Annotated in this window: 26 protein-coding genes and 1 pseudogene; 11 read left to right on the forward strand and 16 right to left on the reverse strand. The window is 60.6% G+C overall.

Annotation, left to right across the window (positions count from 1 at the left end):
• Positions 1–7 precede the first annotated feature (7 nt).
• The gene (locus GR198_RS12980; RefSeq protein ID WP_017960848.1) at positions 8–949 is read right to left on the reverse strand and encodes a LysR family transcriptional regulator; all 942 of its coding nucleotides are present in this window, start codon (positions 947–949) and stop codon (positions 8–10) included.
• Positions 950–1,022: 73 nt separating this feature from the next.
• Between GR198_RS12980 and GR198_RS35785 the strand changes: the two genes are divergently transcribed.
• Complete coding sequence (locus GR198_RS35785) at positions 1,023–1,268, forward strand: hypothetical protein (RefSeq protein WP_164069103.1); 246 nt, start codon at positions 1,023–1,025, stop codon at positions 1,266–1,268.
• Here GR198_RS35785 and GR198_RS12990 read toward each other — a convergent pair.
• From GR198_RS12990 to GR198_RS13000, 3 genes and pseudogenes are all read right to left on the reverse strand, one after another.
• Positions 1,183–2,277, reverse strand: coding sequence for a 4-oxalomesaconate tautomerase (locus tag GR198_RS12990; protein ID WP_164069104.1), 1,095 nt, complete (start codon positions 2,275–2,277; stop codon positions 1,183–1,185). The genes GR198_RS35785 and GR198_RS12990 overlap by 86 nt on opposite strands.
• Positions 2,270–2,941 carry a 4-carboxy-4-hydroxy-2-oxoadipate aldolase/oxaloacetate decarboxylase gene (locus tag GR198_RS12995; protein WP_029870689.1) on the reverse strand — a complete coding sequence of 224 codons (672 nt, stop codon included), beginning with the start codon at positions 2,939–2,941 and terminating at the stop codon, positions 2,270–2,272. Before GR198_RS12995 ends, GR198_RS12990 begins: the two co-directional genes overlap by 8 nt.
• A 2-nt stretch (positions 2,942–2,943) precedes the next feature.
• Positions 2,944–3,905: pseudogene (locus tag GR198_RS13000) on the reverse strand (VOC family protein).
• Between the two features lie 253 nt (positions 3,906–4,158).
• On the opposite strand from GR198_RS13000, the gene GR198_RS36110 reads away from it, so the two are divergent.
• The 3 genes from GR198_RS36110 (at position 4,159) to GR198_RS13010 (ending at position 6,478) form a co-directional block, all read left to right on the forward strand.
• Positions 4,159–4,293 (forward strand): hypothetical protein, encoded by a 135-nt coding sequence (locus GR198_RS36110; protein ID WP_261315154.1) that lies wholly within the window; start codon positions 4,159–4,161, stop codon positions 4,291–4,293.
• Between the two features lie 95 nt (positions 4,294–4,388).
• A complete protein-coding gene (locus GR198_RS13005) occupies positions 4,389–5,270 on the forward strand; it encodes an NAD(P)-dependent oxidoreductase (protein WP_164069105.1) in 882 nt (293 codons plus the stop codon).
• Positions 5,267–6,478 carry a LysR family transcriptional regulator gene (locus GR198_RS13010; protein ID WP_164069106.1) on the forward strand — a complete coding sequence of 404 codons (1,212 nt, stop codon included), beginning with the start codon at positions 5,267–5,269 and terminating at the stop codon, positions 6,476–6,478. Before GR198_RS13005 ends, GR198_RS13010 begins: the two co-directional genes overlap by 4 nt.
• 13 nt (positions 6,479–6,491) lie before the next feature.
• Here GR198_RS13010 and GR198_RS13015 read toward each other — a convergent pair whose 3' ends face one another.
• A complete protein-coding gene (locus GR198_RS13015; protein WP_029870685.1) occupies positions 6,492–7,100 on the reverse strand; it encodes a LysE/ArgO family amino acid transporter in 609 nt (202 codons plus the stop codon).
• Between the two features lie 100 nt (positions 7,101–7,200).
• Here GR198_RS13015 and GR198_RS13020 point away from each other — a divergent pair, with 100 nt between their 5' ends.
• Complete coding sequence (locus tag GR198_RS13020) at positions 7,201–8,094, forward strand: LysR family transcriptional regulator ArgP (RefSeq protein ID WP_029870684.1); 894 nt, start codon at positions 7,201–7,203, stop codon at positions 8,092–8,094.
• Positions 8,095–8,142: 48 nt separating this feature from the next.
• On the opposite strand, the gene GR198_RS13025 is transcribed toward GR198_RS13020, so the two are convergent.
• The 10 genes from GR198_RS13025 to GR198_RS13070 all read right to left on the reverse strand — a co-directional run bounded on the left by GR198_RS13025 (position 8,143) and on the right by GR198_RS13070 (position 15,098).
• Positions 8,143–8,502, reverse strand: coding sequence for a hypothetical protein (locus GR198_RS13025; protein WP_029870683.1), 360 nt, complete (start codon positions 8,500–8,502; stop codon positions 8,143–8,145).
• A gap of 109 nt (positions 8,503–8,611) precedes the next feature.
• Positions 8,612–9,094 carry a transcription elongation factor GreA gene (greA, locus tag GR198_RS13030; protein ID WP_029870682.1) on the reverse strand — a complete coding sequence of 161 codons (483 nt, stop codon included), beginning with the start codon at positions 9,092–9,094 and terminating at the stop codon, positions 8,612–8,614.
• A gap of 213 nt (positions 9,095–9,307) precedes the next feature.
• Positions 9,308–9,493, reverse strand: coding sequence for a DUF3008 family protein (locus GR198_RS13035; RefSeq protein WP_003560205.1), 186 nt, complete (start codon positions 9,491–9,493; stop codon positions 9,308–9,310).
• 37 nt (positions 9,494–9,530) lie between these two features.
• Positions 9,531–9,740, reverse strand: coding sequence for a DUF2945 domain-containing protein (locus tag GR198_RS13040; RefSeq protein ID WP_029870681.1), 210 nt, complete (start codon positions 9,738–9,740; stop codon positions 9,531–9,533).
• Positions 9,741–9,812: 72 nt separating this feature from the next.
• A complete protein-coding gene (locus GR198_RS13045) occupies positions 9,813–10,046 on the reverse strand; it encodes a DUF2171 domain-containing protein (RefSeq protein WP_003540582.1) in 234 nt (77 codons plus the stop codon).
• Positions 10,047–10,127: 81 nt separating this feature from the next.
• Positions 10,128–11,084 carry a DUF2950 domain-containing protein gene (locus tag GR198_RS13050; protein ID WP_029870680.1) on the reverse strand — a complete coding sequence of 319 codons (957 nt, stop codon included), beginning with the start codon at positions 11,082–11,084 and terminating at the stop codon, positions 10,128–10,130.
• A 20-nt stretch (positions 11,085–11,104) separates the two neighbouring features.
• Positions 11,105–12,472: a DUF3300 domain-containing protein gene (locus GR198_RS13055; protein ID WP_029870679.1), complete on the reverse strand. Its 1,368-nt coding sequence runs from the start codon at positions 12,470–12,472 to the stop codon at positions 11,105–11,107.
• Between the two features lie 92 nt (positions 12,473–12,564).
• Positions 12,565–13,593 (reverse strand): DUF2955 domain-containing protein, encoded by a 1,029-nt coding sequence (locus GR198_RS13060; protein WP_029870678.1) that lies wholly within the window; start codon positions 13,591–13,593, stop codon positions 12,565–12,567.
• Entirely contained in the window at positions 13,583–14,689 is a 1,107-nt protein-coding gene (locus GR198_RS13065; RefSeq protein WP_029870677.1) for an HlyD family secretion protein, read from the reverse strand. The genes GR198_RS13060 and GR198_RS13065 overlap by 11 nt, the downstream gene beginning before the upstream one ends.
• Before the next feature lie 151 nt (positions 14,690–14,840).
• Complete coding sequence (locus GR198_RS13070) at positions 14,841–15,098, reverse strand: hypothetical protein (RefSeq protein WP_029870676.1); 258 nt, start codon at positions 15,096–15,098, stop codon at positions 14,841–14,843.
• A gap of 146 nt (positions 15,099–15,244) precedes the next feature.
• Between GR198_RS13070 and GR198_RS13075 the strand changes: the two genes are divergently transcribed.
• From GR198_RS13075 to GR198_RS13100, 6 genes are all read left to right on the forward strand, one after another.
• On the forward strand, positions 15,245–17,065 hold the full coding sequence (locus tag GR198_RS13075) for an adenylate cyclase (RefSeq protein WP_029870675.1): 1,821 nt from the start codon (positions 15,245–15,247) through the stop codon (positions 17,063–17,065).
• Positions 17,066–17,208: 143 nt separating this feature from the next.
• Positions 17,209–18,624: an alpha/beta hydrolase gene (locus GR198_RS13080; protein ID WP_032983792.1), complete on the forward strand. Its 1,416-nt coding sequence runs from the start codon at positions 17,209–17,211 to the stop codon at positions 18,622–18,624.
• A 50-nt stretch (positions 18,625–18,674) separates the two neighbouring features.
• Positions 18,675–20,831 (forward strand): mechanosensitive ion channel family protein, encoded by a 2,157-nt coding sequence (locus GR198_RS13085; RefSeq protein ID WP_029870673.1) that lies wholly within the window; start codon positions 18,675–18,677, stop codon positions 20,829–20,831.
• Between the two features lie 54 nt (positions 20,832–20,885).
• The gene (locus GR198_RS13090; protein ID WP_029870672.1) at positions 20,886–21,290 is read left to right on the forward strand and encodes a hypothetical protein; all 405 of its coding nucleotides are present in this window, start codon (positions 20,886–20,888) and stop codon (positions 21,288–21,290) included.
• A 106-nt stretch (positions 21,291–21,396) separates the two neighbouring features.
• Positions 21,397–22,044, forward strand: coding sequence for a MarC family protein (locus tag GR198_RS13095; RefSeq protein WP_029870671.1), 648 nt, complete (start codon positions 21,397–21,399; stop codon positions 22,042–22,044).
• 341 nt (positions 22,045–22,385) lie between these two features.
• The gene (locus GR198_RS13100) at positions 22,386–22,586 is read left to right on the forward strand and encodes a hypothetical protein (protein WP_012757869.1); all 201 of its coding nucleotides are present in this window, start codon (positions 22,386–22,388) and stop codon (positions 22,584–22,586) included.
• Positions 22,587–22,772: 186 nt separating this feature from the next.
• On the opposite strand, the gene GR198_RS13105 is transcribed toward GR198_RS13100, so the two are convergent.
• Entirely contained in the window at positions 22,773–25,565 is a 2,793-nt protein-coding gene (locus GR198_RS13105; protein ID WP_029870670.1) for a DEAD/DEAH box helicase family protein, read from the reverse strand.
• Between the last annotated feature and the right edge of the window lie 34 nt (positions 25,566–25,599).

Here is a 25,599-nt window from a genome sequence, read left to right on the forward strand (position 1 = left end):
TCATGCTCTAGGCGGCCACCGCCTTCGCTCTCTCGGCAAAGGCCCCGCGAATGCTGTCGGCCACCGTCTCGATCGGCCCCGATACCTGCGAGGCGGTCAGCAGGCGGATATCGAAGGCGCCGAGCTCCGGCAGCCCTTCCTGAGGCCCGAGGATCGCCATGTCCTCGTTGACATAGGACAGCGGCAACGGCGCGATGGCGAGATCGGAAAGCACGGCGGCGCGCTGCGCCATCGTGTGGCCGCTGAGATAGGCGACGCGATAATGCCGCTTGTTGCGTTCGAGCTGGGAGAGTGCTTCCTGGCGCCAGATGCAGCCGTCTTCCCAGATCGAGATCGGCAGCGGATCGCGCCGATGCGCCGAACCGCACTTGGCGCCGGCCCAGACCAGCCGCTCGCGGAACACCACCTCTCCGCCCGTCGGGAACGGCCGTGTCGCACAGTTGATCAACGCCAGGTCGAGCCGCTGCTCCTCCATGCGCTTCTTCAGCCCGATGCTCATGTCGATCGTCACATCGACCATGATGCCGGGATAGCTCTCGGCGAAACTCTTCAGGATGCTCGGCAGCAGCCGTTCGCCGATATCCTCCGGCGCGCCGAGCCGCACGACGCCGCTGAGCTCCGGCATGATGAAACGCGACACCGCCTCGTTCGATAGCGCCAGGATGTTGCGCGCGTAGGACAGCAACATCTCGCCGTGGCGCGTCAGCGATACCGAGCGGGCGTCGCGCAGAAAAAGCGTCGCACCAAGCTGCTCTTCAAGCTTTTTGATCTGCATCGATACCGCCGAAGGCGTGCGGAAGACGGCCTCTGCGGCGGTCGAAAAATTGCCTGTTTCGGCGATCGCCACGAAGGTACGCAGCACTTCGTTGTCAAGCAGCGGAATGGGACGGCGAAAGGGAATACTCATCGTCGCATCTTTCAATTTTTCTGATTTATAACCCCATATCATTTTGTTTGATTGAATGTCAATTGACCACCATATTCCGGGTGTCGGCAGCTAAATGCAGCAAAGGAGGCCCGACATGTCTCAAACAAGCATCTGGAATATCGTACAGGCCCTTTCCGCATTCAAGTCGCAGAGGCGCAGGGATGCGAACCATAAGCATGCGCTCCGGGAGCTAAGGCGTTTTCCGCCACATCTGCTGGCAGATTGTCAGCGCGAGATGGACACGCCTCGGCCAGTCAGTCGAGACGGTTTCGACCAAGGCTCGGACGGGCCGTTAAATTGGGAAACACCCTTCCGTCGAACAGCTTGCGCGCCGTTCTGATCGTCCCCGCGCCCTGGACCGAGCCGTCCGCGGCCAGATCGAGAAACACCTCCATGTCACCTGTGGGATGCTCGATCCGGTAACGGCCGTCTGTGGAAGCATGCGCCAGCGCATGCGCCGGAGAACGGCCGAGCCGCGTCGCCGTCGCAACGGTGACGGCGGCCAGCACGCCGACCGAGGCGTGAACGCGGTGCGGAATGAAGCTGCGCGTGCCGATCGATCCGCCGGCTCGGGGCTCCGATACCAGGGTCATTTTGGGAACGGACGCGGCAGTGACGTCGCCGAGGTTCATCATCGGGCCGGCCTTGAGGCGAATGGCTTCGATACGCTGCTTGAGGCCATCATTTGCTTCCAGCGCCTCGCGGCTTTCTTCGCCAGAAAGCCCGAAGTCCGAGGCCCGCATGATCACGCAGGGCATGCCGTTGTCGATCAGCGTCGCCTCGACGCCGTCGATGACATCGACCTCGTTTCCTGTCGGAAGAAGGGCGCCGCACATCGAGCCAGCAATGTTGACGAAGAGCAGCGGTACAGCGGCGTTGCTTCCCGGCACACCGGCGATTTCGGCCTTGCCCCGGTAGTTGACCTTACCGTTCGGCGTCTCGATCCTGCTGACGGCAACCTCGCCGGAGTTGACCATGTGGATGCGGACGGGCGTAATCTCGCCCGATGCCTTCACCAGACCCCGTTCGATGGCGGCCGGACCGACGCCGGCAAGAATGTTTCCACACCCCTGCGCGTCGCTGACCAGTGCCTGGTCGACGAAGACCTGCAGGAAGAGATAGTCGACGTCAGCGTCTTCGCGCGAAGAGGCGGAGAGCACTGCGACCTTGGATGTCAGCGGATCGGCGCCGCCGATCCCGTCGATCTGCCGCGGGTCCGGTGAGCCCATGATGGCAAGCAGCAGAGCGTCCCGTTCCGCGGGATCCCCAGGCAGGTCCTCGGCCAGGAAATAGGCGCCTTTCGACGTTCCGCCTCGCATCCAGAGGCAGGGAATGCCGTCCTCATACATATTTTAGCCCCTTCTCCCGGAGCTTCGACCGCATGTCGTAGATATCGAGCCCGAGTTCGCCGGCCGCGAGGCGCTGGCGCTTGGCCTCCTCGTTCGCCACCCGCTTCTCGGCGGCAGTCAGAACCTCCTCGGCTTCGCTGAGCTTCACCACGCACACCCCGTCATCGTCGGCGACGATGATGTCGCCGGCTTCAATGAAGGCACCAGCGCAGACGATCGGAACGTTGACCGAACCGAGCGTTTCCTTGACGGTCCCCTGCGCGGACACGGCCTTGGACCACACCGGGAACTGCATCTGGGTCAGATCCCTGATATCGCGGACACCGGCGTCGATGACGAGGCCGCGGCAACCTCGCGCCCGCGCCGAGGTGGCGAGCAGGTCGCCGAAATAACCGTTGTCGCAGGGCGAGGTCGGCGAAAGCACCAGGATGTCGCCGGCCTGGATCTGCTCGATCGCCACATGGATCATCCAGTTGTCACCAGGCGGTGCGGAGATCGTGATGGCGGACCCGGCGATCTGCGCCCCCGAATAGATCGGCCTCATATGGCTGGCAAGCATGCCTTTGCGCCCCTGGGCTTCGTGGACCGTCGCGACGCCGGCTTTGGCCAGCCTGTCGATCACATCAGCTTCCGCCCGCGGTATGTTCTGTACGACGATGCCCATGCTTATGCTCCGTTCTTGTCCGCCGGCGGCGTGCCGTGGGTGTGGAATGTTTCGATCGTCTTCAGTCCCCAGGCCTGCCCCTTTTTCCGGTCGGCCTCCGTCCAGACGATCGGCTCCCAATCGGGCGCCAGGATGAGACGCGCGCCGGCATTGGCAAGCTCGACGCGATTGCCGGCCGGCTCCCAGACATAGAGGAAGAACGTGCCCTGGATGGCGTGCTTGTGTGGACCGGTCTCGATGTGGACGCCGTTTTCCAGAAAGATGTCGGCCGCCCGAGAATGTCGTCTCGCGTGTCCGTCGCATAGGTGACGTGGTGAAGACGGGCGTTGCCGCGGCCATGCTCCTCGGTGCAGGCAAGGTCGTAGCCCTTGTTGTTGATGGTGAACCAGCAGCCTCCCACGCGCCCGTTGTCGAGCTGGATCATCTCGGTCACCCGGGACCCGAGGCACGTCTCCATGAACCGCCTGAACTCGGAAACATCCGACGCCAGAAGATTGAGATGGTCGAGACGCCGGGGGTGGCATCCCCGACCGTGATAGCGCTGTGCAATATTCTTCAGAGCCGGTTTTTCATCGTCGGGCGGGCTGTAGCGGACCGTGTCGTAATAGATTTCGAAGACATGCCCGAAGGGATCTTCGAAGCGGAAGGCGCTGTTATGGCCGAGATCGCCGTCGACCCAGCCGACGACCTTATAGCCGCTGGCCTCGATCGCTTTCACCCGCCGGTCGAGCGCATCAGGCGAAGAGGCCCGGTAGGCGATGTGCCCGACGCCGGTCGTGTGGTGGCGCGTCAGCTTCAGCGTATGGAACTCGTAATCGTCCCATGCCCTGAGATAGGCGGAATTCTCGTCCTGGCCGGCAAGGCTCAGCCCGTAAACCCGCAGAAAGAAGTCGAGACTTTCTTCGAACTTGTTCGAATACATCTCGACATGCGCCAGATGCGCAATGTCGAAACAGGGCTCCATCTATCTCCTCCTCCGCTCTCTCCGCATGGAGCGCCAGACGAAATCCGCGGCATGTGCGCTGATGACGAGAGCCGTCTTCTTTTCCGACATGAAATGCCTCCTTCCTCGTTGGAGGGATTTCATTCCCCAGGCTGCCTTTTGCCAATTTGGAATTGCCGCAGAGCCTATAAGTTTTCGCTATAGGGAATCTTCTCAAGCGGCTCAGTAGCCCGAGAACTATAGCTTTTTCTTATATCCAATAGATCATTTTGAAATGGGCATTTCCCGCATCTCCCGACAGCCTAAGGCCAAGATCGAGCTCGAAGTGCGCAAGGTCGAAAAAGTGGGCGGCGAGCTCTACAATACCGAATTCCAGACGTTCGAGAGCGTCAAGGATCCGGCTCATTGATACCAGCCATGGCAAGCGCGGCTAGAGCCGCACTTGCCTCTCCAACTTCAGGTCGAGAAGGCGGCTGCCTGACAGCATCGAAAAGGGAAAAGCGGATGTCGGCTATTGCAACGATCGGATTCGGCGAAGCGGCGCAGGCCTTCGTATCGGGCTGGCGATCCGAAAACGGCGCGTCGCCTGAAAAGATCTCCACCTTCGACATAAAGGTCGAAGATCCATCCCAGCGTGGCGATCTGCTGCAGGCCTGTTCGGATCTCGGTGTCGATTGCGCCGAAACACCGGCACAGGCGCTGACGGGCGCCGACACCGTTTTCAGCCTGGTCACTGCAGACCGCGCCCTGGAAGCGGCGACCCGGGTCGCCGAATTCCTCGGGAGAGACGCGCTTTACCTCGACTGCAACTCCTGCTCTCCCGCGACGAAGGCCGCCGCCGCCAGGCTCGTTGAAGCTGCCGGCGCCGTTTATGTCGATGTCGCGGTGATGTCGCCCGTTTATCCCGCCCGCCATCGCACGCCGCTCTTGGTCTCAGGATCGTCGGCAGAACGGGCGCAAGACGTGCTCCTTGGCCTCGGAATGCAGGCCGGGACAGTGGGAGACGAGATCGGACAGGCCTCGTCGATCAAGATGCTGCGGTCGGTGATGATCAAAGGCTTCGAGGCGCTGACTGCGGAATGCCTGCTGGCTGCCCGCCGCGCCGGCGTGGAAAAAGCCGTGCTCGCATCTCTCCAGGCCTCGGATCCTGGCATAGACTGGACGATGCGCGCAGCTTACAACCTTGAACGCATGATGGTACATGGCAAGCGGCGGGCCGCGGAAATGCAGGAAGTCGCCGCGACACTGAGGGAACTGGGACTACCGGATCGCATGGCCTCGGCGACGGCCGACTGGCAGCGCCGGATCGGCGAATTGGACATCCTGATGCCGCAGAATTCTCTGGAAGCGCGGGCCGATGCCATTTTGGAGCGTGATTTGACTTGAATTCAGCGGCGTCTCCGGCATTGCAAGTCCAGCACAACCTTCGCCATCTGAGGGTCTTCCTTGCCGTGCTCGACACCAATTCCGTCACCCGGGCGGCCGATGTCTGCCATCTCTCGCAGCCCGCGGTCACGCAGGCGCTTTCCAAGATCGAACGCGCCCTGCGAACGACCCTTTTTACCAGGACCCCGCAAGGACTGTTCGCCAACGCGCAAGGGGATGTCCTGGCAAAGCGCGTGCGAAGAGCCTTCGGCTTTCTCGATCCGGCCCTCAATGAACTCAGCCCACGCCTTCGCATGGTCGCGACGTCCTCTCAACTGCAGGCTCTCATCGCCGTGCGCGAGGCCGAGAACTTTACGCTTGCCGCTCGCAGGCTCGGCCTGGCCCAGCCGACCGTTCACCGGGCGGTGACGCAACTCGAGGAGGAAGCCGCCCGCCCGCTGTTCGAGCGGACCTCCTACGGTATCGTCGCCACCCGCGCCGCCGGAACGCTCGCCCAGGCCGCACGCCTCGCCTTCGCCGAACTGGCGCAGGCGGAGGTGGATCTCGCCGAAACGCTTTCAGAGGAAGCAGGCCGGATCGTCGTCGGTGCGATGCCGCTTTCGCGCTCCTTCGTGCTTCCGAGAGCCATCGCCGAGTTCCGGAAGTTCCGTCCGAACACGCCGATCCACATTCTGGAAGGTCCCTATGCCGACCTGCTTGCCGGCCTCAGGCGCGGCGAAATCGATTTCCTGATCGGCGCGTTGCGCGATCCCGCACCGATCGGTGACGTCGAGCAACGCTTCCTGTTTACCGATACGCTGGTCGTAGTCGCCGGCAGCAACCATCCGCTGACGGCACGTTCCGAGCTCTCGGTCGAAGAACTCGCGGCCTATCCATGGATCGTCGGCCAGCGCGGCACGCCGATCCGGCGGCATTTCGACACCTTGTTCGAGGGCCTGGACCACCCGCCGACAAGCATCGTCGAGTCCAGTTCGCTCATCCTGATGCGCGAACTGCTGAACGGAACGGACCACCTCGGCTGCATTTCCTACCTGCAGGCCCAGGCGGAATTGTCCCGCGGCCTCCTCAAGGCATTGCCGCTCGACCTCAGCCACACCGCGCGGCCGATCGGCCTCACCCTGCGCATCAACTGGATGCCGACGCGCGCACAGGAACAATTCCTGAGGTTCGTCTCGTCGAACGAGGAGCCTGCCGCCGAAACGCCGTGAAGCGGATCGGCGGTCACAACCCACCCAGCAGTTTGAACGCTATGATCCACATCGTGAACGCGACGAGCGTTTCCAGCATGCGCCAGGATGAGGGTTTCGAGAAGATCGGCCGCAACCGCTTCGCGCCATATCCGAGCGAAAAGAAGAACAGGAAGGACCCCGTCACCGCCCCTGCCGCAAAAGAAGCCTGCTCTCCCGGATATCGTGTCGATATCGTGCCGAGCAGCACCACGGTGTCGAGATAAACATGCGGATTGAGCCAGGTGAGTGCGAGGCAGGTTGCCAGCGTCTGCCGAAAGCTCGATGGTTTGGCTTCCGCGGCCGTGAGAGCGGCGGACGACCGCAAGGCGGAATAGAGGCTTCTTGCCCCGTACCAGACCAGAAACATAGCTCCCCCGTAGCGCATGACGGGATCGAGCCAGGGCATGAACCTGGCGATTTGCTGCAGGCTGGTCACGCCAAGCACAATCAACGCGGCATCCGATAACGCGCATGCGAAGCAGACGGCGAAGACATGTTCGTTGCGCAAGCCCTGGCGGAGAATGAAGGCGTTCTGCGCGCCGATGGCGACGATCAGGCTGAGACCCATCATCAGGCCGGTTCCATAGATCGAAAAATTCATCTCTTCGGCCAACGCCCCTCATTTCGGTGGGGTTGCGCTATCGCTATTTCGAGAATTAGGCTAATTAATCTAACTTATCTAGATTAAGTAAAACTAATCCATGCTCGACTATCCCGCTCTTCGCGCCGTCGCAACTATTGTCCAGACAGGCAGCTTCGAAAGAGCTGCGACCGCTTTGAACGTGACCCCTTCGGCCATTTCGCAGCGCGTGAAGCAGCTCGAAGAGCGTCTCGGCGTCGTCCTCATCGTCAGAGGCACGCCGTGCACGGCGACCGAAAAGGGAGAATGGCTGTGCCGCCATGTGGAGAATGTCGGCATGCTCGAAGCGGAACTCTTCGGGCAACTGCCGGCCCTCGTCGATCCCGACGAACCACGGCAAAGGGTCACACTTCAAATCGCGACGAACGCCGACAGCCTCGGAACATGGTTCGTCGAGGCCATGTCGAATTTTGCCAAAAGCTCTTCCTATCTGCTGAACGTCGCCGTCGACGACCAGGACCATACCGCCGAATGGCTGCAGCGCGGGCGGGTGATCGCCGCCGTCACCAGCCTGGAAAAACCGGTCCGAGGATGCCGGCGTTTTGCCCTCGGCGTTCTGCGTTACCATGCAACGGCAACCCCCGACTTCGTCGCACGCTATTTTCCGCAGGGCGTGACATCAGAGGCGATCCGCAACGCTCCGGCGCTGACCTTCAATCAAAAGGACAGGCTGCAGAGCAGCTGGATCAGGCGAACATTCGGACGCGATCTCGATTATCCCACCCACTGGCTGCCGTCGCCGCAAAGCTTCGTCGAGGCGAGCCTTTCAGGCATGTGCTGGGGAATGAACCCGACACAACTGACCCGCGAGCACCTCGCATCCGGACGGCTGGTCGAGCTGGTGCCCGATACACCGCTCGATGTCCCGCTCTACTGGCAGATAAATCGCCTCGCCGCCGACCGCCTGGCGGATCTGACGCGCGAAGTCGTCACCGTGGCCAAGCGCCGCCTTTGATGCATCACTAAAAAATGCAGCATCATCCCGGTGACCGGGTCGCTTTTATCAGACATAAGCCGTGCGGCTGCCGAACTCGCTGGTCTCGTCAAAATTCGTCGTGCCGATACGCTCGCTTTCGCCGGAAAGTTCTTTCGGAGCGTCACCGGCAGGCTTCGACGCAGCAGACGCCTGAGTTTGGCTGCTCTCGCTCGCTTCGATCTTGGCAATCTTCGCTTCCAGCGTCGCGATGGATTTTTCGATCGTGGCCTTCTCTTGCTCGTCCTGCGTTTCCGACAGGGCTACCTGCTTTTCGGCAAGCTGCGCCTCAAGAGAGGCAAGTTGGTCCGACGAACTGGAAGACGCGGTTGAAGCGGCTGAACCCAAAATGGTGGATGCAGAACTGGAAATTGCGCTGACCATGAGCATGACTTTCGATGATGGAATGTCATCGTTCTAGCCACGGATGGTAAAGGTTCGATAAATAAAGTACCGGATAGTACTAAAATAATGAGATGGCCACGCGAATAGCGCGCTCCTATGCGATAGCGATGATCTCCAGTTCCTGGCCGCCTGTCTCCACCATATCGCCTACAGCCTTGCCCATCAAAAGCCGTGCGACTGGGGACACATAGGAAATGGAGCCGGCCTTCGGATCGGCCTCGTCCTCTCCGACGATGCGATAGGTCTGCACGCGCCCGTCGTCACGACGGAAAGTCACCGTGCTGCCAAAGGCGACGGTATCGATTGACGTAGGGGCAGGCACGAGCTGGGCGGTGCGAAGTCTTGCGGCTAAGTAGCGAAGATCACGCAAGGGATTGGCCGCCTGCCGCCGCCGTTCGCTCACGTCCTCGATGGGGCTCGCAGCATCATAGGCCTCGCGAGCCTGCTGGAACTGTAATTCCAGAGCCTTCAATCCCGCTTCCGTCACAAGGTTCGGATGCGCCGAAATCGGACGATCGGGCAACAGGGTTTCCGAAGCGGTTTCGAAACTCTCTTCCTTGGTAAAAGCGACGGCCAATCTCGGACTCCGTTTTAGCGCAATGCGCTCTTCTAGCTGATGGGCAATTGCCTCGAAACGATCGTCGGAACCATACACCGACCGCGGACGAACCGCCAATCTTGCTTCATAGCCAGCCGACGCCGGCGGCAGAGGCAACCGCTTTCAAAGTCACGGCCCCGTAGCTGTTAAGCGGCGGGAACGTCCTGCAACGCATGGCGGTTCTCGGCACCCTTATTTCGAAACGTGCTGGGGTTTGCCCTTCCTCTTGGTGGAGGCAAATTCCTCGAGCTGTTTCTCGCTCATGGATTCCACCATCTGCTTCGAGGCGCCTTTGAGTTCGCTCTTCGGCGTCTCGCCACGCTTGGCCGAAAGTGCGGCGCCCGCCGCCTTCTGCTGGGCCTTGGACTTGGCTGGCATATCGATCTCCTTTGCTCGAACAGAACGGCCGCCGGCGTCAAAGCTTCTTGAGTTCGTCAGGCTTGTGTGCCGCGCGCTTTCCCGATTTGTCGCTTTCGACGATATATTGCGGCTCGGCCTTCGATGCCTTCACGCTGTGGTCTTTGATCTTCGTCGGACTGCTCTGCTTTTTGACCACCCTGCCCTCGGTCTTTCCCTGGCTGGTATTCCAGCTTACCTCATCGCCCCTCTTCAATTGCTTCGACATGGCGGGCTCCTTTATGAGCATGATGCCGAAAAGTGTGGAGGCTGCGGCCCGCAAGCCGCAGCCGACCGGCTGTCAGTTGATGGTAGCCCATTGCATCCGGACATCCCTGGCGTTCTTCGACAGATGGACGTGTGCGTCCACGTGATCGACCCAATCGATCGGTATCAAGTGGTGCTTGCCGTCTTCCGAATCCATCTTCGTCAGCTTGATGCGGGTGGTGCCGTCGAGATGATCGACTGTGCCGACATGGGTGCCGTCGGCAGCCCGCACTTCCATATGTTCACGGATCTGCTCTGCGGAAATCATCGTTTCCTCCTTTGCAACATTGTCAGGTACCAAGCGGCAACGAGGTGGAGCAGACTTGGTTCCCAACACGCGCAACCGTGTTCAATCAGCAGTCACGTCCCAGTTGTCACCTGGGTTGAAGGTCCTGACGCCAGCAGCGATCTTTTCGGTCTCCCGGCCGAGATCGGCCTGGTAGACCGTGCCGTTCGCGTTGACTGCGAATGTGTGGACGCCGGTTTCACCATATCGGATCGGCCAGGCGATAAGGGCAAATCCTGCGATCATGTTGCCGTTGATCACATAGTCGAACTGTCCGCCCGCGATGTTCGGCCCTTGGCCGTCGATGATCCTGTAGCGATAGCCGTAATAACCTTCGCCGGCCTTGGCCTTATCAAGCGCCGCATTGTCTTCGAGGGCGTTGCCCGCCGGGCTATCCCCCTCGCCGAGATCAGGCGACCAATAGAGGCCATCGGTTTTGCCGTCGCTGCTGATCAGTTTCTGGGCATATTCCAGAACGCCGTCGTCGTCGTGGTCGGCGGAAGAATATTCCTTTTGAGCGTCGACATAGGCCTGCATCGTGTCGATGGTCTGCAATTCGTTCTCGCCGACGCGACGATTGATGATCTCCTCGAACCCGGCATAGGCGTCGAAACCCCATTTGCCATCGTCGCCCTTCACGATCGGAAATGGCAGAGGCCATAATTTGTCGCCGATCTCGATGATCTTGCGGTCATCGACGTCCTTGACGACGATCTTCTTCTTCGTGCCGTCCCGGATCTGTGCGTAGGTGTCCATCACGCCTTCGCCTGCCTTCGCTTTCGCTGCATCAATACCCAGCAGCGCCGTAAACTTGTCGAAGTCGTCGGCCGCCAAGGCCGCCTTGAAAGCGTCGATGGCCTGTTCCGGCGTCTCGAATACGGGCGGATCGCTCTGCGCGGCGAAGCCCGAGATGACGGTCGCATCGGATGGCTCCGCTGCAGACGTGGAAACCGGATTGGTGGCGAGAGCCGCAAAGGCGAACACCGAACCCAGAAGCATGTTTCTGACTGACCTGGTCATGACTTTCCTCCTTCTTTCGGTCACCGACGACCGCCGCCGCGGCCGCCGCCACCGCCGCGCATTGCTCTACCGCCGCCGCGATTGCTCCCGGCCATGGCCTGTCTGCCGCGGTTGGACTGCATCTCAGCGCGCCTGCCGCTGTCGACCTGACCGAGGGCTGATGGCTTTCTGGGCCGGTTGTCGACCCGGGCCGCAGGCTTCGGCTTTGCGACCGGGCGTTTAGCGTTGACCCCGGGCCTTGCGTTTTCGGCAGCCCTATTCGGCGTCCTTGCCTCGGGCCTGCGGTTCTGCGCAGCCTGCGCTCCCTTCCCGCCCCCGGGAGCCGCTCCCGAATTGCCTGCCTTGTTGCGCGCAGCATTGACCCTGTCCGCATCGATCTTGCTCTTGCGGACATCGTTGACGCTGACCTTGCCTGGCTGGTCGCGGACCGTGTTCGCACGGTCGTTGCCTCTTGCTCCGACCCTGTTGTTGCCGTTCGCCTCGATACTGGTCCGGAAGGAGCTGCGGTCGATCTTGTTGAATTGCGCGCCGTCGAACCCGATCTTGCTGCGGTCGACCTTCTTCCAGTCGACGTCGTTGATATTCACTTTGCCGTTGATGTTGTTGAAGCAGTTGTTGCAGTCGATATCGACGTTGCCGTTCCAGCGCCCGCCCCATACACCCCAACGGTTCCAGTCGACGGCAGCCGCCCACACTGCTCCCGTCACCACGCCGGCAAAAAAGGTGGCGGTCGGATAGTAGTAGTTCGGATACGGCTCGGAATAGTAGCCGATCGGCGCGGCCACATAGTTCGGTTCATACAGCATCTCCGGCGCATACTGCGGAACGTAGATCTTGTCGGGACTGGCGGAGACGATCACCACGTTGTCGTTCTCCTGGCTGACCTTGATCTTGTCGTCCGTCTTGATGATACCGTCGGCGACCGCTTTGTCGCGCAGTTGCTGTATGGCGATCAGAACGTCTTTCTGCTGGTAGGAAAGCGCCTCTCCGAGAGACTGCGTCCAGTCCAGATCCTCGCTCATCATCGTGACGATCTGGGGATAGTTCAGCAGCGATACGATGCTGCCGTCCCACGTCGTCTTCGGCTTGAGCTCGGGCTGCTTCTTCAAGGTTTCGAGAAACCGGGCTGCTTCCACGACCTGCAGCGGATAAAGCGACGCCGATGTGACGAGCGCGACCAGTTCGTCCGGATAAAGTGCAATCCGCGCCACCAGGATTTCGAGTTCGTCCTCGCTCAGCGGCGCTGGCGCGTCGTCTTCCGCAGCGACGGGACTGGAAGCGGCAGGCTCCTGCGCGGCGGCGGTCGGCATCGGATGTGGCGAAAACGGGAACCCTGCAAAAGGCAGGAACAGTCCCGTGGCGATTAACAATGCATGAGGTCTAGCCATCTCAAATCCTCCTTGCGGTCAGACATGGTGTGCAGGCTGTCGGCCTTAGTATATTCACATATACTTACATTCATTCCAGTGGCGAGGAAATGTCATGCCGATATCCTCTTCGTTTCCCTCGTCCGCGGCCACAGGATGACGGCAAACAGCAGCGCGTAGATCAAGGCCACTGCGACATAGACGATGCGGGTGGCGAAGGATTCTGCAGCACTCCCCGGCAGAGGCGAGACCCCGAGGCCGAAGAGGATCAGGAATGTCGTCAGGGCGCCGGCAAACACCGGCGCGTCCTTCGAGCGAGCAGCCGCGCGCCCACCGATGAAAAGGACGACGACGAGAACGATGAGGAAGATCGAGAGGAGATTGGGGCGCAGCGAGAGCGCGGCATAGGCAACGGAGGCGAGCACGCCGCCGAAAAGATTGACGAGCACGAGCCCGATCGCCGTCCGCGCGCTCGCGGCAACGTCGAGCTGCCCGAGCAACGACGCCACGGTGATTGGAATGACCGCCGCAGCGGTCAGGTTGTCGCTCGTCAGGCAGATCACGACGGAGCCCAGAAGCATGACCGTGTTTGCCAGCGCCCGACCCAAGGCCGGCGGCCGCTCGTCGATCGCCACCACCTCAACCTCCGGGGAGAACGGCTCGGGAAAGACCGCATGGGCGAACCACATCAGAGCCGTGCCGGACAACACCCCGGCGACCAGGATGGACAGGATGGAATTGGCGAGCTCCTTGTTCAGGATGCCGAGCAGAGGCACGATGATCGAAACGACGAGCACGAGAAAGACCGCCGGTCCTCCCTTTCCCGTCGACTGTGCGGCGAAGCACGCAAAATAGGTCAGCCCCAGGATCAGAAGGAAGGGCGCCGGACGGGCGCCGAGCACGTTGGTCAGAACCATCATCGCCATCCCGACGATCAGGATGATCATCGCCGCGCCGATGGTCTTTCCGAGCGGCATCGGCCGCGAACTTCCGAGCAGAAACTGGGCGGCAAAGAGCGGACCGAGGAAGGGCACGATGGCGCCCGCATAGACTGCGAGCGTAAAGCCGATCGAGACCGCGAACGCAACCCGCAGCCCCTTGCGTTTCTGCTCCTCGACCGCGGGGCTCCTCTCAGCGGACATAGGTCAGCACCGACATGATGCGGATCCAGAGCGATCCCCAGGCATTGGTGACCGGGTTGTCGCCGGTGTAGATGACGACTGTCGCCTGCGATCCGTAGCGTACGCCGCCCTTGGGCCTCTGCGCCTCCTCGATGATGAGCCGGACTGGAAACCGCTGCGGCTCCTGGACCCAGCCGCTATCGCTCCGGATCGTCGGCAGTCCGGTGTTCGGGTCCGTGCTGCCTTGCGATACGCCGAAACCAACGCTCTCGACTTGCGCCGGAAACAACCGGCCGGGAAGCGCGTCGAAAAGGACTTCCGCCCGGTTGCCGACTGCCACCTTCTCGAGGCTGTTCTCCTTGAAGGCGGCGGTGATCCAGATCGTTCCGACATCGATAAAGGTCATGGCTGACTGTCCGGCCGACACGACCTTACCGGTTGTAAGTTGGAGGTTGGTCACGACCCCGGCCGAAGGTGCCTGAACGGTGGTCCGCACCAGATCGAGTCGTGCCTTTTCGAGCGCGGCCAGAGCTGCCCGGAGCTGCGGATTGTCATTTCCACTTGGCCCGAGCTGCTCCTTGGCTTTGGCCAGCTCAGCCTCAGCACCGGTGACGGCCGCCTCTGACTGACCGAAAGCCGATTTGATTGAATCAGCCCGCGCTTTGGAATACACGCCCCTCTTTTCCAGCTCTGCGGCGCGCGCAGCTTGTTCGCGAAGATTGTCCCGATCGACCTGGGCCGTTACAAGCTTTGCCTGTGCCGCATCGACAGCAGCCGTTGACGCGCCCATTGACTGGCCGACACTTGCAAGGCTCGCCTCGGCCTCACTGACCGCGAGTTCATAGCGCTCGGGATCGATACGAAAGAGAATCTGATTGGCCTCGACGCGCGAATTGTCGGCGACGCCGACTTCCACCACCCGGCCGGTGACTTCGGGCGCGATGCCGACGATATAGGCCTGGACCTGAGCCTGCGAGGTCGATGGCGTGCGCCGCTCCATGAAGATGGAGAGAACGAACAGGGCGAGCGCCAAAAGGACGATGATGAGTGCTATCCTGCGGAGTGGATTCCGAGGCGTTGGGGAAATGGCAGGCTCGTCCAAATTTTCGGAAACCACGGCAATATCCTTCGGAGGCGTTTCGTTTCGTGCAAGCGCAAAGTTTCCGCGCCGGACATCTGTCGCGATGGTCGTTACCGGGCGATGGAACGCAAGTAGGTAACCGTAACATACGCCTTGCGATGACTTGCCGCCGGCCTGGTTGCACGCATCAGCGAGCCGTTGGCGGTACCGAGGCGTCAAGCGCGCCCTCTATCTCCTTGGAGAGTTCTGCGATCAGCTCCTGGTATTCGACGACGCGCTCGTCGCGTTTCGGATCGGTCGAGACGTTCCATTTCTGCAGCGCCGATTGGGCGTCGGCAAAGTCCCTGCAGATTTCCCGAAAGTCCTCATTGCGGGCAGAGAGATCGTCGATCGCCTTGATCCTGGCTGGAAACTGCCGACGGACTGCGGTCACGCCTTCGTCCATGGTCCACTCCTTACCGGCATTCGAGACGTCGCCACTGCAACGTGTGCCAGATCCCGATCTTCATGGACGGCAATCGGTTCGTGGAGTATGTTACCGTAACATACGGTCTGGCAGTGATGTGACTCCACGGGGGATTGGGGACAGACATGCAGACATCGATACCGGCAGAGGGGTCTGCTGCACCCATTTCTTCGAGGCCGGCGCCTCAAGCCGATGATATCAGCGAGCAACTGGAACGTGTCGTCTCCAGCCCTGAATTTCCGGGCGTCGGCCGCGCGGCGGCGTTTCTCCGCTATGTCGTCTCGGAAACTCTCGAGGGTCGGGGCAACCGGATCAAAGCCTATTCGATCGCGATCGAGGTGTTCGGCCGGGATCCCGGCTTCACCCAGGACGATCCGGTGGTCAGGATCGAGGCCGGACGGCTGCGGCGGTCGCTTGAGCGCTATTATCTCGTCGCCGGGCAGCATGACCCAGTCAGAATCGACATTCCCAAAGGCGGATATATCCCAACCTTCGCCTGGTCCTGCCCGGCATCAGTCGACATTGGAGACGAAGACGCTGGCGAAACATCACCCTCCGAGGCCCGTCCCGGACGCTGGTGGCGCGCAAGGCGGGTCTTGTTGCCGGGTGCTGCTGCGCTCGCTGCAGTGGCTATTTCGCTCTATTGGATCGGGGCACGGTCTCCCGCTCCGTCGCTCGAACGCGTAGCAAGCCTGTCGCCCGATCGGCCGGCCCTCGTCGTGGCCCCGTTTGCCAATCTCGGCGAAGGGCCGGAGGCGCAGCTCTACACGGCGGGCCTGACCGAGGAACTGATGACCATCCTGCCACGGTTCAAGGAGATCAAGGTCTTCGGCCGCGAAACGTCCAAGTCCCTCCCCGCCGATGTGGGCGCATCGGAAATCCGCGCCGAATTCGGCGCACGCTATCTCCTTGCCGGCGGGGTACGCACGTCGGGCAAGCGTCTTCGTGTGACGGCGAGGCTGCTCGATACGTCGGACGGCGAAATCCTCTGGTCGGAGAACTATGACAATGATCTCGCATCGGGAGACCTGTTTGCGATCCAGACGGATGTCGCCAGAAAGGTCGCGACCGCCATCGCCCAGCCCTACGGGGTCATGGCACAGATCGACTCCGCCGGTCCGCCGCCTGATGACCTCGGCGCGTATGAGTGCACGTTGCGCTTCTATGCCTATCGTTCGGAACTGAGCGCCGAAGCGCATGCGCGCGTCCGGGATTGCCTCGAGGCTGCGGTTGCGCGGTTTCCGAGCTATGCGACCGCCTGGGCAATGCTGTCGATCGTCTATCTCGATGAGGACCGGTACAAATTCAATCCGACACCAGGCCAGGATTCAGCCATACAGCGTGCACTCGATGCCGCCAGGCGCGCAACCCAGATCGATCCGAACAATACGCGCGGACTTCAAGCACTGATGACGGCGCTGTTCTTCGACAGGCAGCTGGCTGAATCACTTCGTGTGGGCGAGCAGGCGCTCGCCACCAATCCCAATGACACCGAACTGATGGGCGAGTTCGGAACGCGGCTTGCGATCGCTGGCCAGTGGCAACGTGGAGCAAGCCTGCTGGACCAGGCCATCGCGCTCAATCCAGGCAGCGGCGGCTTCTACCACGGAACGCGAGCCCTGGCCGCCTACATGCTCCGCGACAACCACACCGCCGTGCTGGAGATCAGGCAGGCGAACATGCAGAAGTTCCCTCTCTTCCATGTTGTTGCCGCCATCATCTACGCGGAGGCTGGCATGATGGACGACGCCCGCCGGGAAGGACAGGTGTTCGTCAGCATGCGACCTGACTTCCTGCCGAACATTGTAACGGAACTCGCAATGCGCAACATGCAGCCCGAAGATCGCGATCGTCTGATCGAAGGACTTCGCAAGGCGGGGATGACGGTGCCCGATCCCGACGCAATTGCGTCGACTGCCGCCACCTCGGACCTGCAACCTCGCTGATACTGTCTCCCCGACCGTAACATACCCGATCATACGGGCACGCCATCTCGTCTTCGCATAGTCTGACCTCAGTGCCGACTTCGACCGCCGCGGCGTGCGGCGTCGAGGCCCGTACAAACTTGACAGGGCTATGAGGAACGCCAGTGAGCACAGCAAAATGTCTTGACGGCCGAATTCAACCAAGCCCTTCCCTAGCGCAATTCCAGCAAAAGTGCGCAGCGGTTTTGCGTCCGGAATTGCGTGAAAACAAAAAGACAGAGCATTTCCGTGGCTCGGAGAAACTAGGTAATGCTCTGGGTTTGAAATGGATCTCGACTCTGCTGCTGCTCTGCGCATTGGCCGGATGCGGCGGCCACCCGAAGAACGTCCTCATCCCGGTTGCCGATAGCGCGCCGAACGCCACCAAGGTCGCCATGCTCGTGACCACGACGCGCAGCCGCTCCACGATCCAAGGCGAAATGTTCACGGGCGAACGCGCACTCGCCCCGGCCTTTGCCGACATCACCGTATCCATCCCGCCTGCGAACGTCCGCAAGATCGGCGAAGTCGCCTGGCCGAGGAGGCTTCCCTCCAATCCGGCCACGGACTTCGCAACCTTGAAAGCCGAGGAGATCACACGCGACGACGCCAAGAAATGGCTGAGCGCCTCTGTCAGGAAGAGCCGCGACCGCAGCGTGCTGGTGTTCATCCACGGCTTCAACAACCGTTTCGAAGATTCCGTCTATCGCTTCGCTCAGATCGTCAAGGATTCCGGCGTGCATAGCGCGCCCGTGCTGGTGACATGGCCGTCGCGCGGCAGTCTGCTTGCCTATGGCTATGACAGGGAGAGCACTAACTACACGCGCAACGCATTGGAGATGCTCTTCCAGTATCTCGCGAGGGATCCAGAGGTGAAGGAAGTCTCGATCCTGGCGCATTCGATGGGGAACTGGCTGGCGCTGGAAGCGCTTCGCCAGATGGCGATCCGCAACGGCCGCCTCCCTGCCAAGTTCAAGAATGTCATGCTGGCCTCGCCCGACGTGGATGTCGATGTCTTCCGCCAGCAGATCGTCGACATGGGCAAGCAGCATCCGAATTTCACCCTGTTCGTTTCGCGAGACGACCGCGCGCTCGCGGTATCGCGCAGGGTATGGGGCGACGTCGCCAGACTCGGCGCCATCGATCCCGAGCAGGCCCCTTTCAAGAAAGAGTTGGCCGACAGCCAGATCACCGTGATCGACCTCACCAAGGTCAAGGCGGGCGACAGGCTGAACCATGGAAAATTCGCGGAATCGCCCGAGGTCGTTCAGCTCATCGGCGCTCGGATTTCCGACGGCCAGACGCTGACCGACAGCAAGGTCGGGCTCGGGGACAAGATCCTCGCCGCGACGACGAGCACGGCGGCGGCGGCGGGCAGCGCCGCCGGCCTGATCCTTGCCGCCCCGGTCGCGGTCGTCGATGCCGACACCAGAGATAATTACGCCGGCCAGGTCAGCGGCCTCACGGGTCCCGTGGGTACGCGACCGAAGGCGTCCGAGTGCACTGCCGCGGGCCGATCGAAGGAGACATGCAGGCAATAGCGCTTCAGCAACAGGCAGACGCAACAGCTTCATCGAGATCAGGATAGACGATGCCTTTACTTTCCAAGATCCGCATGGTCAGGCCGCTTGTCATCGGGGCCACCCTGGCATCCATTCTCCTTTGTGCCTCAATTGCCGTGGCGCAGAGCGCGACGCCTGCGAGCCCGCAGCCTGAAAGTGTCCAGCGCTTTATCGGCATGTTCTCGGATCCGGACGTCCAGCGCTTCCTGCAGCAGCAGTCGGAAGCTGCCAAGGCCGTGACGGAACCGCCCGTCGCAACGCCGAACGCCGACCCTTCATTCTCGGAATTTGCGATGCGGTTCCGTGTCCACGCCTCCGGCCTTCTCGGGGCTATCCAGTCCTTTCCTTCGGAGACGATGCGTGGTGCGGCCATACTCGACCAAGACATCCAGGCGAACGGCGGGACGCGGCCGATCTTCCTGGTCGCTGCCTTCGTCGCCGTCGGTCTGGCCGCGCAATGGCTGTTCTGGTGGATCAGCGCCGGCTGGCGTTCATGGATGGCGCGCGCGCCCTTCGCCACGGTTCGCCAGAGGGTGATCGCACTGGCTGCGAGGCTTCTGTGGGCGGCATGTTTCGTTCTGTCGTTCGGGCTCGGCAGCATCGGCTTCTTCCTGCTGTTCCAATGGCCGCCTGTTATCAGGGAAATGGTCGTGGGATACCTCTTCGCGATCGTGATCTTCCGTCTGGCGAGCGCTCTTTTCGAGGTATTTTTGGCACCAAAGGCCGAGGAAGAAGGCCGGTTTCGTGTCGTGCCGATCACCAGGGATGCCGCCGGCCACTGGGCGAAACGCCTCGGCTATCTCGTCGGCTGGTATGCCTTTGGCTGGGTGACCATCCACCTGCTCGGCACACTCGGTTTTTCCGTCCCGGCCCGGCAACTCGTGGCCTATGCCCTCGGCCTCGTGCTCCTCGTCATCGGCATCGAAGCCGTCTGGAGACGTCCGTCCGGATTGACGGCCGGCCAGGCCAGCCGCATCGGCCTGCGGGCGCGGAACTGGCTCTGGACGGTCTACTTCGTTGCCGTCTGGCTGCTGTGGGTGGTGGGAGCGATGAGGCTGTTCTGGATCGCGGTGGTCTGTGCCGCACTGCCCGGCGCTATCGCCCTTACCAAGGCGTCGGTCGACAATATCCTGCGCTTTTCCGAGGACGAAGAGGACGGCCATAAGAGAGGCACCGTCGTCTCGGTCATCGTCGAGCGCGGCATCAGGGCGGCACTGATCGTCGGCGCCATCATTCTGCTGGCCAACGCCCTGGATATCAGGCTGACGCAGATGACGATGCAGGATTCGCCGCTTCTGCGCCTCGTGCGCGGCCTCCTCAGCGCCGGCATCATTCTGCTCGTCGTCGACCTCGCCTGGAGCGTTGTGAAAGTGCTGATCGATCGCAAGCTCGGCGACACCGAAGCCGTCCTCGAAGTCGGCAGCGAACGGGAGCGGCGGCGCACACGTCTCAGAACCCTGCTGCCGATCCTTCGCAATTTCCTCATGATCCTCTTCGTCGCCGTCGCGATCATGATGGCACTGTCGTCGCTCGGCGTGGAGATCGGCCCGTTGATCGCCGGCGCCGGCGTGGTCGGCGTTGCGATCGGTTTCGGCGCACAGACGGTGGTCAAGGACGTGATCAGCGGGATGTTCTACCTGCTCGACGACGCTTTCCGGGTGGGCGAATATATCCAGAGCGGCAGCTACAAGGGCACTGTCGAATCCTTCAGCCTACGATCGATCAAGCTCAGGCACCATCGCGGCGCGGTCTATATCGTCCCCTTCAGCGAGCTCGGTGCCGTGCAGAACATGAGCCGCGACTGGGTCATCGAGAAGATGACGATCACCATCACCTACGATTCCGACATCGAGAAGGCTCGCAAGATCGTCAAGAAGATCGGCCTGGAGCTGTTCGAGGATCCGGAGTTCAAGCCGACGACGATCGAGCCGCTGAAGATGCAAGGGATCGACAGCCTGGGCGACTCCGGCCTGCTCCTGCGGATGAAGGTCATGACCCTTCCCGGCCAGCAGTTCACGCTGAAGCGTCGGGCTCTGCGGATGATCCACCAGGCGTTCAACGAAAACGGCATCAAGCTCGCCGTGCCGACCGTTCAGGTCTCGGGCGGCAAGGACGACGCAGTTGCTGCCGCTGCCCAGCAGACGCTCGCAGCACAGAACGCAGCCGCCGCCGCAAACCCGGCCTGAGGGCGGCATCTTCGAGGAAATGAACGACACACGAGAGCAATGGGAGGAAATGAAATGAAGATCCTGGTCATCCTGTCGCACATGCTTGCGACGCTTGCCGTCGTGATGACGGTCTGCGCGCCCGTCCTCATTCCCGTAACTGCCGAAGCCGCCCGTCGTGGCGTGGCGGCATGTGGTCCGAGAGGCTGCGGCGCTGCAGCCTGCGGACCACGCGGATGCGCTGCGGTCGGACGCCGAACCGCTCCCGTCGTTCGCCCGCCCGTCCGGCGCGGTGTCGTGGTCGTCACCCCTCGCCGCTACTGGCGTCCGGGGACCGCCATCGCCGCGGGTGCCGCCATCGGCTTCGTCGCCGGAGCTGCGGCCGTTTCACTGGCAGGCACGCCGCCGCAATCCGGTCAATGCTGGTATTACACCTCGCCCGCCAAGACGACGGGCTTCTGGGATGTGTGCCCGCGCTGAGTGCTCGCAGAAAAACTGGCGAGTTCGTTTGGTTCTCTTCGTCACTATCCTCCCCCGGGCGGGGAGGGTCTCGATTTCCGCGTCACAAATTTAGAGGGCACGTTCCATGGATTTCACAGTCATCGATGCCGCACTCGTCGGAAAACTTCTTCTGCTGCTTCTGATCGGCATGGGGCCGAAGATTGCCCTGGTGCCGTTTCTGGAAAAGACCCACACCTTCGACACCGAAACCAAGGTGCGCATCGGCCGCCAGATGGTTATGATCGCCGTTGTCACGGCTTTGATCCTTTTTGCCACCGGCGCTCTGCTGATGCGGCTTCTCCACATCACGGGCGGTGCGGTCGCCGTCGCCGGCGGCATCATCCTCGCGCTGATCGCCATCAAGATGGCATCAGGACCGACAGAGAAGCCGCATGACGACATTGCGGCGCCAGTCGATCCAGACAAGCTAGCCGTCTTTCCGCTTGCGGTCCCTTACCTGCTCAATCCTGTCGGCATTACGGTCATCATCATCGCCTCCGGCGAAGTCGTCTCGATCGCCAGCGCGATACTCGTCATCGGCCTGATCCTAATCGTCGGCGCATTGGACTACCTGGTGTTCACCAACATCGACAAGCTCGCCAAGCGTATGAAGCCGGTCACCATGATCGTCTCGGAGGTCGTCTTCGGCATTCTGCTGACCGCAGTCGCAGTCCAGCTGATCGTCGTCGGGCTTGGCAATCTCGGGATCATCACGCCGGCCGCTGCGCATTAGATGAGGATGATTTAGGCCGGGCCGGCCTAAAATTTGAACCGGGATTCTAGATCAAAGAAATAGAGTGTGATGTCGTCCGAAACCGCTCACGCATTTCGGCATCATGTTTAGCTGCAGATTTGCGATCCCTCTGCACGGAAAGCCGGGGATTAAGCTCGATGACAGGCTGCAAAGGTGCCATAGACGGCCGGCGGGCACGCAACGATCATTCAATATCTCTGATGTTATCCATAAGTTCTATTCGTTTGAATGATGAGTTTTCAAGGCCCATATTAGGATCATGGACATGGACGAACCTCCCATTGACGACCATGCCCCTGACCCTAGAAAGGAACCGGAAAATGACCACTCTCACCTATCGCGGTGGTGGTAAGTCCCTCACCTCCAGCGAAAGCCGCTTCGACCTGGCAGATTATGCCCGTAAGCTTGTGCTCGCCTGGACGCGCTGGCAGACGGCCCGCGAAATCGAAGCCATGCCCTTCGACATTCGCAAGGACATCGGCTGGCCGAGCACGGACGACAACAAACACCGGACCATGTAATGAATGCGACATTCCTCCCAAGATAAGGGCGGCGCCTGCCTCGTGCAACGCCACCTTTTTCTTCTTCCGAATTCCCGAATCTGCTTATCGATTGTCGCTCGCCTTTCCGGCATTGGATGGCCCCGCAACTGCATATCAGGCGCAAACGCGCCGCGGCAGGTGGGAGCCAGCATCAGGCTTTCCCAATTACTCCCACCGGCTAATTCTATCGGTTTTCCTTGTAAACGCAGAAGCGAATGACTTCGCGCGGAATTGGAGCAGTTTCAGGCGACCCTGGGCACTGCGCGTGTATACAAGTTCCGAATAACCGACGTAACGATTCCACAGCTGGGCGAAATATATGGCATCCTCCCTTTTCCGGCCGATGATCGACGGGACTGCATGATAATCCACCCGGTTCAGCCGCCAGAATTTTGACGACCTGACGAGAATGTAGCGGGGATTCTGTGGGGGAATGAGGACTTCCCGTAGAGCGTCGAGAAAGCGGGACCGCTCAATTGTCGTGGCACCCTCAAGCCGGCAGTAAATCATGCCGTTTTGGTCGAGCGTCGCCTCGACACTCACTTTTCCCAACTCGGTCCTTATGACGCCCACATGATGCAGCGTCTCCAGAACGGTTATTCCCACTTGCTCCATGCTCCCTTCCAGGGAGCCGTTCCGCAGCAGCAACAGACTAGCTTTGAGTGCACCCGGCAAGCAGAAGATGGCCAGTATTGCGAACATAACGAACAGGACCAACTCCAGTTGTTGGAGCGATCGGATGTGCGTAACGCGAAAGCTGTGCAAAAATCCGTTCAAGATCATGCCGGCGAGCGCGGCGCTGTGCGCAAACAGAAACTTTGTCGTATTCCAGTTAACTAGCCCCTTAGGGGCATAGTTGCTCTCCAATGTTTCTTGCATCCTCGCAACGGCGCGTTTGCTGTGCAGCGCGCTATGCCAGCGGAATTTCAGTGATTTGCGGTCTGCAGCCCTCCGTTCCATCATTTTGTTGATGTCATCAACACCGCGCGCATTCCATTTGGCAGTACCCAGCATCAATCGTTGAAAACCGCTTTGGATCAGCGGAGGCTCGCCGAAGGACAAAGCTTCAAACGCGTAAAATCGGCGTTTTAGCGCATCGACGTCGCTGCCCAGGTCTATTGTCATGGTGTCATAGGGATCGGGCGCTTTTCTGTCGGTCGATTTCCTCCCGAAGCGCAGCGGTATTCTCTGCTCGAGCTTTTCAGGGTCGATGACCGCCAGATGCCAGACGTTCGCGGCCTTCTGAGGGCTTCGAGGATCGATGCGAATGGCACGACCGCGCATCTGATTGGAGAGCACGTATGATCCCACCGTACTTGCCAGGATCAAAGTGTTTACGGACGGTGCGTCCCATCCTTCACCCAGCAAAGCTTGGGTGCCGACCAGGACCGTGATCCCGCCGCGACTGAACAGTTCAGTGATCATATGGACAATATTGCGGCTCAGCTCGCCGCCAAGTTCCACGCTCAGAAAGCCGGCATCGAATGCCGTCTGTTGATAACGGATATGTTCTGCACCTATACCAAGACGGTCTGCGATCTCGTCAAGAATTCCTTTTGACCCCGCCGGAATGACAACCAGACTCCCGGTCAGAATTCCAAGCTTGAGATCAAGTTCGGACCGCCGCAGCGTCTCGAAGATTGGCACGACGCCCATTCTCTCGATGGGCTGAAGGTCCGCGGGGGCAGTGGGCAGCGCATCCTTCCTTATATAGTCGGAAAGGATAACCATACGGAGTTCGTCACGCATCGACGCGCTTTCGAGCCGGGTAATATCGACGATCGCGTTTAGCTTGCTCGCGCTTGATACCAGCAGCTTCTGAACCGATCGTGGATCAGTCAGTCGCACTCTGCTGTGCTCCACTGCCCTAATTTCCCTCAGCCTGTCTTGCTGGCAGCGGATTGCCTGTTCAGCTTCTTCGAAATCATTGCGATAGGTGTAGATAACGCCGTTCAGCAATACCTCTATCCATTGAAGCGTCAGATCCGGTATTTCACGCACCTTGACGCCGAGAATGTCGAGAGTCGACTGCGGCAGGTCGACATATTGGGAATTCAGGAAGATGAGCATGCTGGAGAAAAAGCGTGCATCGTCCAGTATATGCTCCACATTCTCGATCGGCTGCGTAATCCATGGATGGCGCAGAATTGCCTCTTTGAATTCTGCACTCTCAAGCAGCGTTTCAATGAAGTCTCCGATCTGCGCGCGAAACTCGGCCAGCTTCTGTGCTTCCAGCGCACTCGGCAGGCTGAAGTGGACATAATCCTGATGCGGGCAAAGATCGCCTTGCAACACAAGTTCCGGCACGGAAATTTCACCGTCGATCGGCCCGCAAAGCGCCTGATAGCGGTCCCATTCCTGAGGATCTACATCATAAGGAGGCGTAGCTGTCAGCGCGACGACAGTGGGTTGGCCTAGTGCTTCCTTGAGCATCGTCAGCGCCTTCCACCACTCGTTTCTAAGATGGTGCGCTTCATCGAGCACAAGGGTGCGAACCTTCTCCTCGCGCAGCTTCGCGATGATTTTCTTTCTCGCCTTCTCCGTTTCCTGCTTGCCTGGTTCGCCGGATTCCGCCCCGTCGCTGCCCTCCTCTTCACTGTCGAGGACTTCTTCTTCGGACGGATGGCCCGAGAACGCCGCATGCAGAGCTTGATAGGTGATGATCGTGACGGTTCCGGGCGCTCTCACATCGTGGGAAATCCACTCCGGTTCCGCAAGGTCGGGGGGCAGGAACATCGTGCGCAGCCGATGCGCCCATTGGTCCCGGATGGTCTTGCTCGGAGCCAGAATCAAAGTCGCCTCGCCGAGCCTGCACATCACTTCAAGACCTAAAACCGTTTTACCGGAGCCGGGTGCCGCGACAATATGCAATCCGTCATCGCCGATGAGATTTGCAAGATCATCAAGTATCTTCTGCTGATATGCTCGCCACGTGCCCTGAAAAGCGAGGTCCTTCATTCAATGCTGCCTTTTGGATTAAATGCGACGAGTC

This window comes from Rhizobium leguminosarum, assembly GCF_010668065.1.
Taxonomy (GTDB): Bacteria; Pseudomonadota; Alphaproteobacteria; order Rhizobiales; family Rhizobiaceae; genus Rhizobium; species Rhizobium leguminosarum_S.